Genomic DNA, 14,456 nt, shown 5'->3' on the forward strand with positions numbered 1-14,456 from the left:
ATGAATCAATTTGACTCTTTATTACCTCCACAAATGGCAGAACGAGCTGCAGAAGTTGGTGTCGGTAAAGCTACGAAAGATCCCATTAAATCTTTTTTACTGGCTATCACCGCGGGTTTGCATATTGGTATTGCTTTTGTGTTTTATACCACGATCACGACTGGTGCTGGCGATCTTCCTTGGGGGTTAACTCGTTTCATGGGTGGCGTAGCGTTCAGCTTAGGTTTGGTTTTGGTGATAATCACGGGTGGCGAGCTATTCACCAGTTCCGTTTTAACATTAGTCGCAAGAGCGAGTGGCAAGATCTCATGGGCAAGTTTATTTAAAAACTGGGTTGTGGTTTACGCTGGTAACTTGATTGGTGCTCTTTTGCTGGTGGGCATTATGCTTACTTCTAAACAATACATGTTCGACCATGGTCAAGTTGGTCTCAATACTATGCTGATCTCTCAACATAAGCTTCACCATGGCTTTTGGCAGGCAGTGGCTCTAGGCATCATGTGTAATGTCTTGGTTTGCGTGGCGGTGTGGATGACATTCAGTGGGCGCACCTTAACGGATAAAATCATCGTTATGGTTTTACCTGTCGCTATGTTTGTCTCTGCGGGTTTTGAGCACTGTATCGCCAATATGTTTCAGGTTCCAATGGCGATTGGAATTAAGAATTTTGCTTCTCCAGAATTTTGGCAAATGACAGGGATGAACCCCGCTGATTTTGCAGATTTGAATATGATAGGTTTCATTATCAACAACCTAATTCCTGTTACCCTTGGTAATATTATTGGGGGTGGGATTTTCGTTGGAATGGGCTATTGGCTGATCTATTTAAGAGATTAACCCTTACACGATATGAGCAGACTCTAGTGGAAATAGATATTAACGTGATATAGATATTAACGTGATATAGATATTAACTCGAAATAGATATTTACGTGAAATCACGCGATGAGCAACCCGCATTAACTGCGGGTTTTTTATTATATGAACAGTGTAGCAATATGATTTTTGGATGTTTTTTCTAATCTTATCCACAAAAGCTGTGGATAAAAGCATTAAAATTAGGTGAGTAACTCTAATTTTGATCTTGTTGATGGATAAATTGGATCTTTATTCGTCCTTGCTGCGTAAAGGTTTGGCGTAAGCAAAGCTGTAAAGTGAGAGTGATGGAGATCGACATCATGACAAAGATGGCAATCATAATCATCAGTTGATACTTAATGGCGACCATTGGACTTGCCCCTCCTAAAATCTGACCTGTCATCATTCCTGGAAGTGTGACCAGCCCTGTTGTTGCCATAGAAGCCATAATGGGAGCTAGCGATTTTTGCATGGCTGAGCGTATAAAACCATTAGACGCATAGTAGGGATGTGCACCCAGTGAGATCGCTGCTTCATACTCACTCTTACGTTCATTCAATGAGGTGAAAAAATTCTGTAAAGCGACAATGTTTCCACTAAGTGAGTTTCCTAAAAGCATACCCGCAATTGGAATGACAAACTGTGCACTATAGAGCGGTGTCGGTTGGATAATGACTAGGCATAATAAGATCATTAGGGGGCCTAACCCAACCGTTAGACCTAAGCATACCGGCAGAAACAGTGGCCGTTTAGGTAGCGAGGACTTACTCAATATCGCACTTGAACCAATTAAAATCATCAATATGAGCCATGTGGTATTAACAATAAAGTTATTCAAATGGAATAGGTATTCTAAATAAAATCCTATCAGAACTAGCTGAACTACCATCCTGATGATGCTGATCCCGGCTTCTTTGCCAAGCCCGAGTTGAAAGTAACGGTTGATTGCCAAAGGAATGCTTAATGTTGTACAAAATAAGCTTAAATCCCACCATGAAATTGCCACAATTCCTTCCATTATTCATCTCCATTTTTCCCGCAGCTATCATACAATACTTGTTAAATTCTTCAGCGAGAATTCATTGATTTAAAATTCATTTAAGGATGAAAATTGAACATTTCCCGGTCAATGCCTACTCTATTTACAGGTTGATTATTGCTAATCCTTAAGTGTTAGGTGGTCTTTGTTGCATATTTACGTGTGGCATTTGTGTAAATATTTAATGATTTCGTAACAATATTAAATTGATATATTTGTTCACATGTTTACACATAAAAAAGCAAAAATACACAACTCGGTATGACGTCAAAAAAGTACGGAATAACAAGGTTTATCAGCGGTAATTCATTGAACCTTACCATTTGTATGGTCTAAAATTTTCACTAGAAATAGAAAAAAGTTTGGCTCATCCATAGAGCCTTCCGAAATTACTAAATACAAAATAGGCAAAATGTATGAGTGATGTTAATAAAATCGAAAGTAGCGAAAAACCTTCGTTGGAATGGAAATCTTTCCTTTTCATTGCTGTGGTTCTCTTTCCAGTATTGAGTGTTGCATTTGTTGGTGGTTACGGCTTCCTAGTATGGGCACTTCAAGTGTTCGTGATGGGTCCTCCTGGTGTTCACGGTTAAATCTGCCCGACCTTTTAATGCAACCAATTTTTAAGAGAGCAAATCATGAAATCCTTAATTTCTAAACTTTGGACGACAATGACTCGTCCAGCTGTGCACATCAGCTTAGGTGTGCTGACCATGGGCGGCTTCATTGCTGGCGTGATCTTCTGGGGTGGTTTTAATACTGCTCTTGAAGCAACCAATACAGAAGAGTTCTGTGTAAGTTGCCACACCATGCGTGATAACGTTTATGTAGAACTACAAGAGACGGTACACTGGAAAAACACATCTGGTGTTCGTGCCACTTGTCCTGACTGTCACGTTCCTCACGAATGGACCTCTAAAATCGCTCGTAAGATGCAAGCTTCTAAAGAAGTATTTGCTCAGATTTTTGGCGATTTAGATACGCCAGAAAAATTTGAAGAGCGTCGTATCGAATTAGCAAAACACGAATGGGATCGTTTCTCTGCAAACAAATCTCTAGAGTGTAAAAACTGTCACAACTACGATTCTATGGATTTTGAAAACATGCGTCCTACCGCTCGTATTCAAATGAAGAATGCGGCAGAGCGTGACCAAAGCTGTATTGATTGTCACAAAGGTATTGCTCACAACCTTCCTAAGGATATGGATAGTTCAGGCGGTATGATCAATGAGCTTGAAGCATTAGCGTCAAATACGGATTACTCAACAGGCAAAGACATTGTGAGTGTTCGTCACCTACCTGTTTACGAAGATGCAGAGATGACAGTAGAAGCTGGTCTTCTAAACCCAGCATCAAACGTGAAAGTGATTGCTGATAAAGGCGACATGATCCAAGTTGAGATTGCTGGTTGGCGTAAAGCGAAAGGCTTTGGTCGTGTAATTCAAGAAGACTTCGGTCTGAACATTGCGGTTGCTTCTCTTCTAAAAGATGCGGCACTTAGCGATGAAATTGTAGAAACATTCGAAAGAAAAGAAGACGATATGACTGGTCTTCCATGGCAACGTGTTACTGCGAAAGTTTGGATGAAGAAAGAAGCGATGCTAGGTGATATTACTCCTATCTGGGAAAAAGCAGAGCAAGCTTACAAAACGAACTGTTCTGTATGTCACACACAGCCAGATGAAGCTCACTTCACTGCTAACGGTTGGCCAGGTATGTTTGACGGCATGCTAGCGTTCGTAAACTTCGACAGAGACAGCGAAGCTCTTGTCTTGAAGTATCTTCAGAAGCACTCTTCAGATTTTTCTGAAGGCCACTAATAAGCGTTGGATGGAGTATTAAAACATGGCTATTACACGCAGAAGTTTTCTTAAAGGTGTAGCGACGACAAGTGCCGCATCTGTTATTGGTCCAAGCTTATTGGCATCAACAGCACACGCAGCAGAAACAACAGGAACTTGGAAAGTTTCAGGTTCTCACTGGGGCGCGTTCCGTGCTCACATCTATGCTGGTAAGGTTCAAGAGATCAAACCGCTAGAACTTGATTCACATCCGACAGAAATGTTGAATGGTATCAAAGGCATCATTTACAGCCCGTCACGTGTTCGTTACCCAATGGTACGTCTAGATTGGTTGAAGAAGCATAAATATAGCGGCGAAACTCGCGGTAACAACCGTTTCGTACGTGTGACTTGGGATGAAGCGTTAGATTTGTTCTACCGTGAGCTAGAGCGCGTTCAAAAAGACTACGGTCCTTGGGCTCTGCACGCTGGTCAAACTGGTTGGCGTCAAACTGGTCAGTTCCACAGCTGTACCAGCCACATGCAACGCTCAGTGGGTATGCACGGTAACTTCATTACTAAAGTAGGGGATTACTCTACGGGCGCAGGTCAAACGATTCTGCCGTACGTATTAGGTTCTACAGAAGTATACGCACAAGGTACATCTTGGTCTGAAATCCTAGAAAACAGTGACAACATTGTTCTTTGGGCTACCGATCCAGTGAAAAACCTACAAGTAGGTTGGAACTGTGCGACTCACGAAGCATTCCCTTACTTAGAGCAATTGAAAGATAAAGTCGCGAAAGGCGAAATTAATGTTCTTTCTGTTGACCCTGTGAAAAACAAAACACAGCGTTACTTGAACAACGACCATATGTACATTAACCCACAAACTGATGTGGCGTTCATGATGGCAGTGGCGCATGTTCTTTATAATGAAGATCTTTACGATAAGAAATTTATTGAAACTTACTGTTTAGGTTTTGATGATTTCATCGCCTACGTGAAAGGCGAAACCAAAGATAAGATTGAAAAAACGCCAGAATGGGCGGCTGAAATCTGTGGTGTTGATGCTGATAAGATCCGCGAATTTGCACGCATGCTGGTTAACGGTCGTACTCAATTGCTATTTGGTTGGTGTATTCAACGTCAAGAGCACGGTGAGCAACCTTATTGGGCAGGTGCGGTAGTAGCGGCTATGGTTGGTCAAATTGGCCTACCTGGCGGCGGTATCTCTTACGGTCACCACTATTCAGGTATCGGTGTTCCTTCTACTGGTTTTGCGGCTCCTGGTGGTTTCCCACGTAACGTGGACCAAGGTCAAAAACCTAAGTGGGATAACAACGATTTTAACGGCTACAGCAAAACAATCCCTGTAGCTCGTTGGATCGACTGTCTACTCGAACCTGGAAAAGAGATCCGCTACAACGGCTCTAAAGTGAAACTACCAGATTACAAAATGATGGTAATTTCAGGTAACAACCCTTGGCATCACCACCAAGATCGTAACCGTATGAAGCAAGCATTCCAAAAACTTCAAACGGTTGTGACGGTTGATTTTGCATGGACAGCAACATGTCGCTTCTCTGACATCGTATTGCCAGCATGTACTCAATTTGAGCGTAACGATATTGATGTTTACGGTTCTTACTCTGGTCGTGGCCTATTAGCTATGCATAAGCTTGTCGATCCTCTGTTCCAATCTCGTACAGACTTCGAGATCTTCACAGAGCTATCTCGCCGCTTTGGTCGTCATAAAGAGTACACTCGTGGAATGGATGAGATGGAGTGGGTACGTTCACTTTACTCTGATTGCCGTGATGCAAACAAAGGTAAGTTTGATATGCCTGAGTTTGATGAGTTCTGGGAAAAAGGCGTACTAGACTTTGGTACAGGCAAACCTTGGGTTCGCCATGCTGATTTCCGTCAAGATCCTGAGATTAATGCACTAGGTACACCTTCAGGTTTCATCGAAATCTCAAGCCGTACTATCGATCGTATGGGTTATGAGCACTGTCAAGGCCACCCAATGTGGTTCGAGAAAACAGAACGTTCACACGGTGGTCCAGGTTCTAAGAAGCACCCATTCTGGTTGCAATCTTGTCACCCAGACAAACGTCTTCACTCACAAATGTGTGAATCAGAAGATTTCCGTGCAACGTATTCTGTACAAGGTCGTGAGCCTGTTTACATCAACCCAGTTGATGCGAAAGCGAAAGGCATTAAAGATGGCGATTTAGTTCGCGTATTTAACGACCGTGGTCAGTTGATGGCAGGTGCGGTAATTTCTGAGTCTTTCCCTCGTGGTGTGATTCGTATTGAAGAGGGTGCATGGTACGGTCCTCTAAATGAGAAACCAGGTGCAATTTGTACTTACGGTGATCCAAATACGCTGACGCTAGACTTAGGCTCATCTGAACTTGCTCAAGCGACATCTGCGAATACTTGTATCGTAGACTTTGAGAAATTCAAAGGTAAAGTACCGCCAGTAACATCATTTGGTGGTCCAATCGAAGTGGCATAAGCCGTTCTCGATTAGTAAGTCATAAGTAGTAAGTAACAAGCGAAAGTCCGTCTAGCTCTATCAATAGAGCGTGGCGGGCTTTTTGTTTATGTGTCAAAAAGTAAAAGGGTCAGTGAACCTGTGATTGTTTTATTTTTAGTCAAGTTGACGAAAACCGTATTTTTTCCGCGAAATATGCGTGAGTTTATGCAGCAAAAGCTTGTCAATAATTGAGATCATGGTAATTTTGTCCCACATTCATTTTTAGGATTATTTGATATGCCAAAGGCAAGTGATATTAAAAAGTTCGCCGCAATCGAACATAATGGTAAAGTTTTTCTTGTTAAAGAAATCAACAAGTTAACGCCAAGTGGCCGTGCGGGTGCAAGCCTTTACAGAATGCGCCTTTATGATGTAACAACAGGTGCAAAAGCTGATGAGAGCTTTAAAGCCGATGAGATGATTAATCTTGCTGACTTTAGCCGTCGCCAAGTATCGTTCTCTTACATTGATGGTGATGAATACGTGTTCATGGACAATGAAGACTACACACCATACAACTTCAACAAAGATTCAATTGAAGAAGAGCTTTTATTCATCACTGAAGAAGTTCAAGGTCTTCAGGTGCTTATGGTTAACGATAGCCCTGTAGCTATCGAACTACCTTCTGCAGTTGAACTTTTAATTGTTGAAACAGACCCTTCAATCAAGGGCGCGTCTGCAAGTGCACGCACAAAACCTGCGACTCTAACAACAGGTCTAACAGTACAAGTTCCTGAGTACATTGCGAACGGCGATAAAATCAAAGTTAACACTGCCGATCACAAATACATGAGCCGCGCATAATCGCAGCCAACAGTATTTACGTGAACTAGCATCACGGACAGCAGACACATTTAGCCATTTTGGATCTTTTTCAAAGTGGCTTTTTTATACCAAATATTCAGTTCGAAGGCATAAAGACCCTACATATTTGACATCATATTGACTAAATTATCGGCAAGTATCCTCATTAGATTTATACTCATTAGAAGTTTGGCAAATCTTAACTCAAAGCGTGATCAAGTTAGTATTTAGTGCATTTGTTCAATTAGACAAAGATCAATCTTACATGCTCTAATCGAATCTTAATTCATGCATATGCAGTTGTATTTTGGGCGTTTACGCTATTTGGTGTACCTATGAGAGAAATTATTACGTTACCTTGCTCACGTGAACTTGAGCCGATTCAGTCTGATGTCAATTGTCGACATGAAGACAAACAAATTTGGTTTAAATACATAGGAATTCATAACTCACCACTACCTACCTATTTTCCCCTGATCCAGACCAGCTGCAATTTTGAACGCAGTGCGACAGTTATTGGCGATGGGTTTCAGATGTTGGCTCAAACTGGTGGTACCGTTGACCAACCGATTGATATTGGTCGTTGCCCTGATAACGATGCCAGTTACCGAATCTACCCTCAAAATGCAGCCAAGCGGTATTACAATTATTTGGTTCTTGAAGAGTCGAATGGCTATACCCTGTTTGGTTTTACAAGTTGCCAACGTTTCGCCGGTTTTTTTGAAATCATCGAGGGAGAAAATGGGCTGGAAATAATAGCCAGTATCGATGGTGAAGGCAGCCAACCGCAAACATGGGAAAATAACAATCTCGAATCCATCACCATCCTAACTGGGTCATCCTTAGCCGATCTGTACACTGAATATGGTGAACTGATTGCGCAGCACCATAAGCCGCGTTTAGGTGTCAATCAGAAAGCGCCGGTCGGGTGGTGTTCTTGGTATGCCTATTATGCTGAGTTCACTGAACAGAATATTCAGCTTAATGTTGATCATATGAAGGGTGATTTAGACAATCTTGAATGGGTGTTGCTCGATGATGGTTACCAAGCCTTTATGGGGGATTGGTTAACGCCATCAGACAAATTCACTAATGGTGTAAAAGAGCTGATTCAAAGTATTAAAGAAAAAGGAAAGAAACCTGCGATCTGGATGGCGCCCTTTATTGCTCAGCCAGAATCTGAGGTTTTCCGTAATCATCCAAACTGGTTTGTGAAAGATGAGCAAGGCAACTTACTAAAAGCTGAAGATGTCACTTATGGTGGCTGGAGATGCACACCTTGGTATATTTTGGATACTTCTCATCCAGAAGTGAAAGCACATTTGACTCATATCGTAAAAACGATGCGTGAAGAGTGGGGCGTTGAATTATTCAAGCTTGATGCTAACTATTGGGGAACATTGAAAGGTAAGCGTTATCAACCCGGCGTGACAGGTGTTCAAGCTTACCGAATGGGGATGGAAGCGATTGCTAAAGGGGCTGGTGATGCTTGGTTGCTTGGTTGTAATGCACCAATGTGGCCATCGTTAGGTTTAGTCGATGCAATGAGGGTTTCTGATGATGTAGAGCGACACCCTCATCGGTTTGAACAAATAGCGAAAGAGACCTTTTATCGAAGTTGGCAGCATCGCAAACTCTGGCAGATAGATCCAGATTGCGTCACATTAACCTCTTTACCGAACCAAACGACAGATCGCAAAAGTTATAATTTTCATCGAGATGTTTGCCTCGCAAGTGGTGGTTTACTGCTGTCTGGTGATCCACTGCCAGAATTAACTCCCTATGCTCAGCGTTCGTTGAGTAAGCTGATAATAAGGCATAAACATAGCCAGCAAGCGGCCGAGTTCTCCTCATTATCATTAAATCACGCCGTACTGAATTTAACTGAGCATAATCATCTTCATTGCTTATTTAACTATCATGGTGATGAGAAAGAGTTCACATTGGCTTCTGATCATCCAGTGCATTGGTATCACTATTGGACAGGTGAAAAACTGAGTGAGCAACCGACTCAGATTTTCCAATTTACGTTACCCGCAGGATTGACGAGCCAGGCAATTGTCACGGCAGAGTAACGATGACCTAGAGACCTATTACTTATCGGTTCTTTAGTGAATCGGAAATAGTAATGTTGAAATAGTTAATATTGAAAAAGCGAAAAGCAGCCATATAAAGTGGCTGCTTTTTTATCGCAAGAACGAAATTTTAGATATTGAATCTCGAACTTGGAACCAATTTCTAAAACAGAGTTGGCCTTAAATCTCGAACAAAAAGTAGTATCCATAGCCAACAATGAGAGCGGGTATAGCGGAATATAGAGTGGCGACCATGGCTGCTTTTGGAGCGAGAGCTATCGCTGGAAACAGCGCATCGCCATCATTTGAAATCGCATTAGCAATTTGGGTGGAGAAGGGGACTGCTCCTGAAATGTACATGCTAGTGATTAAGATTTGAGGCCCACATCCGGGTAACATTCCAACCGCGAGTCCGATTAGAGGCATAAAAGCTCCCCAACCAGAAAATGCGCTATGGAGATCAACTTGCGTAAAGTACGTCGTTAATTCAAAAACTAGGAAGGCGATAATCACCCATGCACTCACAAAGTTGGTGTCTTGTGCAGCCTTTTGAATTGGGTGGGAGGTGATACATTTTTTGTCTTCCGATACTGTCGACTCATAATCATGAAGTTCTTCTGTCAAAGCCCAAAGACTCATTGTTGTAACTGATAACATGGCTCCAATCCACTCGATGGAAAGGTCAGGTAGAGAAAGCAGAGCGTTGATATCAACTTGAAATGAGCCTAAAACCGCAATTATGCTCGCGGGAACCAATACCCATTTCCAAAATGCTCCTTGCAGGTTAATTGCCCTTTGTTGCAGTGGAGATGGCTTGAGTTTTTTCGAGCAGGTAGACAGCGTGCTGCTTAGTTTCTTTTGGAGTTCGGGACGTAAAAAATCATCGGCGTGAAAATGGTTTACGACTAAACCTGAAATGGTTCCGACAATCACCCCTAATACAATAATGCCGAACCCTGTTGAAGGTTGGCTCGCAAGCAGGAGAAATGCCGCATCTCCCATTGTAGAGGTTAACACCGCAACAATAGCGCCAAACCCTACGCGACCACTGACAAATTGAGTGGTGACAACAATAGCGCCACCACACCCAGGTAACGCCCCTAGCAGCGCAGAGAAAAAAACCTGATAGTGTCTAGAGCCTCGATATAGTTTAGTAATTTTATTGGTTTTACTGATAAATTGAGAAATGTAGTGATAAATAGCAAGAGTCAATGCCACATAGCAAGATACCGCCCAGAAAGCATCAGATAATGTTGCAACAGTAATATCTCGTGTATTCTCAACTGAGAGTAAAGTGATCAGGGCAATGGGCAGAATCAATCGCTTATGAGAGATTTTAAACTGAGAGACAGAAAACAGTCTTGTTGATGATAGATGCTTGAGTAATTCCATAATACTGACCAATTCAAATGAGACTGTAATTAATATATACGAATGAGAATGATTATCAATAGCAATTGTCAAATTTGGAGAAACAGCCCTACACTTATTAGTGAGAATAAGTATGTTTCGGCAATCAACCGATTAATAAGATGGATCTTAAGAGATTCTCTGTTTGTTTTTTGAACATTTTTTTACATGATTAATTCGCCCAAACTCATGATCTGATCCAAAAAATCAGGTAAAGTATCGCCCATTGTGAGAATTTGCTTATCTACATTGTAGGTAGGTTATAAAAATAGATATTGATAGGAAGAGAAATGATTCTAGTTGTTGGTCATAAAAACCCAGATAGCGATAGTATTTGTAGTGCACTAGTAGCGACTGAGCTGCTTAAAGCTCGTGGTCTTGAAGCGCAACCAATCCGTCAGGGTGAAATCAACCGTGAAACACAGCACATTCTTGAAGTGGCTGGAGCGACGTCTCCTGAGCTTCGTACTTCAGTGGCGGGTGAAAAAATCTGGTTAGTCGATTATTCAGATCTTGCTCAAGCACCGGATGATGTGGCTGACGCAGAAATCCTAGGTATTGTCGATCACCACCGTTTAGGCGATGTGATGACGGTAAACCCAATGGAAGCTTGGATCTGGCCTGTAGGTTGTACTAACACCGTTCTATTCAATATGTTCAAAATTGAAGGACATGCTATTTCTCAACAAATTGCAAAATTAATGATGTCTGCGATTCTTTCTGACACAGTAGGCTTTGCGTCTCCAACATGCACGCAAAAAGATAAAGATGCGGTTGCTGAACTTGCAGAAATTGCAGACGTTCAAGATGTTGATGCGTTTATCAAAGATCTATTGATTGCAAAAACAAACATCGAAGGCCTTTCAGCGGCTGAATTGGTAGAGAAAGATTTAAAAGGTTACCCGTTTAACGGTCGTGACGTTGTCGTTGGTCAAGTTGAGCTTGCAACACTTGAGCAAGTAGACGGTATGATTGAAGCGCTTGAAGCTGACCTTGTTCGTCGTTGCGAAGAAGACAAATTGGCTTTTGCTGCTGTGATGCTGACTGATATCACCACGGCTCAAACTCGACTTATCTACAAAGGTGAGTGGGCTGAAAAATTAGCGAAGCACGAAGTTAACGGCATGCTAATGATGGAAAATACTCTTAGCCGTAAAAAACAAGGCTGGCCTTGGCTTCAAGGTGAGCTAGTTTAATCACAAACTACTATTAGTGATTAGAAAGGGGTTGGCGTAATCGTCAGCCCTTTTATTTTTTAAATCTTCAATCGAGAACTCGTTATGTCAAAGTCTTTAGATGCTTCACAAATTGATGCCATTAATAAATACGACGAAGAAAAGCGTTTTAAATACTGTGTTAAAGAGATCGTTGCAAACCGTGAAGTTTGGATTCTAACGGATGAGCACGGTTGTGTGATGCTAAATACAGAAGAAGAAGATTGTGTGCCAGTATGGCCAAATCAAGAATTCGCTCAAGCGTGGGCCACTGGTGAATGGGAGCCTTGCAAAGCAGAAGCTATTTCACTTAACAAATGGCACAGTCGCTGGACGGTCGGATTAGAAGATGACGAATTGGCTGTTGTTGTTTTTCCAAATGAAAAAGAAGAAGGGGTAATTTTATTCCCTGATGAATTTGATTTTGAACTTAAAAAACAAGCGTCACGTCGCTAGTTAAACATGAGTCAAAACAAGATATTATTGTTGTCGATTGTTTAGATCCAATAGGTGGAGATGCGTCTCTATTTATTGGATTACATTGCGTTAATTAAGTTTTATATCATTAGTGATATTTAATAAAACAAATTAAAATCAATAAGTTAGATCCTAATTCCATTCTGTAAACATATTTTCATCGCCTATTATTATTGCCGCTAATATCACTGTGAAGCATCAGATTGAAGTTCAACTCAGTATTGATCTTAAGCTACTTTTTACAGCAGGAATAATAATATGAAGAAAAATCCCCGCCAAATTAAAAGATGGTCAAAAAACTTGATCACGACAATAGGGCTGACCAGTTGCACCCTTATTGCGAATGCCACTTACGCACAAGATGTGATGACGATTGACCAGCCTGAAAACTATATTCATGACGTATGGTTGCGTGATAATGACAGACTAAACCACTTTACTAGCAAAACCTTTTATCCTTCAAATGTACTAAGAATTACAGCAACAGATGACTATCTAAGTCTGTTCAATGATGCGCCACTTGTGTTCACTAATATGGTGTATGTTGCAAAACTGGCCAATGGTACTACCGTTGATCTTTTAAATGTCTCTTCACTGCCTGCGATTTCAGAACTCCGTTTTACACACCCTATTCATTCTGGATTCTTAGAGTACCAAATAACAGGCACTGAAGAGTTGGTCACGCTAACAGCAGATGATTTTATTGATGCTACGTATGACTACATTCCACAAGATAAAGATCAGAAAAATGCTCGTCCTAACTTATCGACTATCTCATTTAAATTTAGATCTCGATTATTTCATCAGGAGGACTTCAAATTAACTTCTAGTGTTAAATGGCGTCCAGAAACGCCCAATGCGATGAGATATATGCTTGGGGCTATTATTAATTGGTCGAAAATTGTAGGTTCAGAAGAATTTGAGCAAGCATGGATGGATACCCCATTCTTAAATGTGAAAGCGGCTAACCCTGCATATAAATGGAATACTGAAACTGATTATGCCGAGTTAAGCGAGAAAGGGCGAGAATACTATGACGAGGTTTTTTCTCGTTATGATCATGACTATGGCAAATTCTATTCAAATGATACAAAAGAATGGCGTTTGAACACGCTGCGTTCACGGTATTATAACTATACAGAAACTGGCGGCGGAGGCTGGGGAGGCGGTGCCACGCTAGGTGTCAGTGCAGCAAGAGGCTTTTTTAATGGACATTTCTTGTATGATGAACGAGCTGCTGAACATTATGACGCAAAAAAATGGTATGGCTTACCCGATCAAAATGGGACAAACACAACAATATTTAATCACGGCATGGAGATCTACTCACACGAAGCGGGTCATACAATCGGTGGTGGTCACTATGATAACTTCTGCAACGAATACAGTGATTGGGGTATAAACCCACTAACCAAAATTTTCTTAGCTGGCTTTATTAAAGATGGGAAAATGTTAATCAATGAAGACAATATCATTGAACGTAATTTGCTTTGGGAGTCCAATAGAAAAGATAAACGACCGAATTCAGCCGCTCCATTTAATAACTCATGGCAGCCAATAGAATGGGGTGGTATATGGGGGCATCACAATATAGAGCTACCATATCCAAACAAAACAATGGATATAGATTCGAACTATATTGAATTATTTAGGAAGTATGTTGAAGCCCATAATGAAGGGAAAGGCTTGGAGTACTTGAAAACACTTCCATTTAACCAAGATGTTAAATATCACCCAGAAGGAGCCCCAAAAACGGAGTTATCTGATTTCCAACGCCAAGGTGAATATACTCAGTTTGGTGAGCGGACACTTACCAATGTGGCGCTAAATAAGCCAGTAAGTGCAACGACTGCCCGTAGTCATAGCCCTGTAGTGAATTCAGTGGATGGTGATACATCGACACGATTTATCTCTAGTAGGAATCAAAATCAAGAGCTAACGATTGATCTGACAAAAGAAACAGCGGTAAGATCAATTGTCGTACATGGTGTAGAGAGAGAGCGCTACAAGCACAGAATGAATGGTGCCGTAGTTAGTGCGTACGATGAAAGCCATAATTTGATTTGGCAATCTGAACCAATGGCAGTGCAAGAAGGGGATGAACAAGTGTTTGTTTATAACTTTGCTGCGCCATTGGCAAACGTCTACTACGTTAAATTCCGAACGGATAGCAAAAATATTGAAGTGAATGAAATTGAGGTATTTGAATAGGCTTACTGAACGGTAACTTTCCGATACCTATAGAAAGTATTC

General features: G+C 41.4%; 11 protein-coding genes. 9 read left to right on the plus strand and 2 right to left on the minus strand.

Translation table 11 applies throughout. The features are described from left to right. Window positions 1-837, plus strand: coding sequence for a formate transporter FocA (gene focA / locus L4C39_RS08910; protein ID WP_017054719.1), 837 nt, complete (start codon window positions 1-3; stop codon window positions 835-837). 235 nt (window positions 838-1,072) lie between these two features. Here focA and L4C39_RS08915 read toward each other — a convergent pair whose 3' ends face one another. Then, entirely contained in the window at window positions 1,073-1,876 is an 804-nt protein-coding gene (locus L4C39_RS08915; RefSeq protein WP_371711015.1) for an ABC transporter permease, read from the minus strand. 437 nt (window positions 1,877-2,313) lie between these two features. Between L4C39_RS08915 and torE the strand changes: the two genes are divergently transcribed. From torE to L4C39_RS08940, 5 genes are all read left to right on the plus strand, one after another. Continuing rightward, window positions 2,314-2,490 (plus strand): trimethylamine N-oxide reductase system protein TorE, encoded by a 177-nt coding sequence (gene torE, locus L4C39_RS08920; RefSeq protein ID WP_017054721.1) that lies wholly within the window; start codon window positions 2,314-2,316, stop codon window positions 2,488-2,490. Window positions 2,491-2,535: 45 nt separating this feature from the next. Beyond that, the gene (gene torC / locus L4C39_RS08925) at window positions 2,536-3,717 is read left to right on the plus strand and encodes a pentaheme c-type cytochrome TorC (RefSeq protein ID WP_017054722.1); all 1,182 of its coding nucleotides are present in this window, start codon (window positions 2,536-2,538) and stop codon (window positions 3,715-3,717) included. A gap of 25 nt (window positions 3,718-3,742) precedes the next feature. Then, window positions 3,743-6,202: a trimethylamine-N-oxide reductase TorA gene (torA, locus tag L4C39_RS08930; protein ID WP_017054723.1), complete on the plus strand. Its 2,460-nt coding sequence runs from the start codon at window positions 3,743-3,745 to the stop codon at window positions 6,200-6,202. A gap of 258 nt (window positions 6,203-6,460) precedes the next feature. Next, on the plus strand, window positions 6,461-7,027 hold the full coding sequence (efpL, locus tag L4C39_RS08935) for an elongation factor P-like protein EfpL (RefSeq protein ID WP_017054724.1): 567 nt from the start codon (window positions 6,461-6,463) through the stop codon (window positions 7,025-7,027). Window positions 7,028-7,362: 335 nt separating this feature from the next. After that, the gene (locus L4C39_RS08940) at window positions 7,363-9,102 is read left to right on the plus strand and encodes a glycoside hydrolase family 36 protein (RefSeq protein WP_429745451.1); all 1,740 of its coding nucleotides are present in this window, start codon (window positions 7,363-7,365) and stop codon (window positions 9,100-9,102) included. A gap of 180 nt (window positions 9,103-9,282) precedes the next feature. Here L4C39_RS08940 and L4C39_RS08945 read toward each other — a convergent pair whose 3' ends face one another. Continuing rightward, complete coding sequence (locus L4C39_RS08945; RefSeq protein WP_371711013.1) at window positions 9,283-10,494, minus strand: putative manganese transporter; 1,212 nt, start codon at window positions 10,492-10,494, stop codon at window positions 9,283-9,285. Window positions 10,495-10,802: 308 nt separating this feature from the next. On the opposite strand from L4C39_RS08945, the gene L4C39_RS08950 reads away from it, so the two are divergent. The 3 genes from L4C39_RS08950 to L4C39_RS08960 all read left to right on the plus strand — a co-directional run bounded on the left by L4C39_RS08950 (window position 10,803) and on the right by L4C39_RS08960 (window position 14,414). Beyond that, complete coding sequence (locus L4C39_RS08950; RefSeq protein WP_017054727.1) at window positions 10,803-11,708, plus strand: manganese-dependent inorganic pyrophosphatase; 906 nt, start codon at window positions 10,803-10,805, stop codon at window positions 11,706-11,708. Window positions 11,709-11,792: 84 nt separating this feature from the next. After that, window positions 11,793-12,182: a DUF2750 domain-containing protein gene (locus tag L4C39_RS08955; protein WP_371711012.1), complete on the plus strand. Its 390-nt coding sequence runs from the start codon at window positions 11,793-11,795 to the stop codon at window positions 12,180-12,182. 279 nt (window positions 12,183-12,461) lie between these two features. Continuing rightward, on the plus strand, window positions 12,462-14,414 hold the full coding sequence (locus tag L4C39_RS08960) for a hypothetical protein (protein WP_371711011.1): 1,953 nt from the start codon (window positions 12,462-12,464) through the stop codon (window positions 14,412-14,414). Window positions 14,415-14,456 lie beyond the last annotated feature (42 nt).

Source organism: Vibrio clamense, assembly GCF_050337905.1.
Taxonomy (GTDB): domain Bacteria; phylum Pseudomonadota; class Gammaproteobacteria; order Enterobacterales; family Vibrionaceae; genus Vibrio; species Vibrio cortegadensis.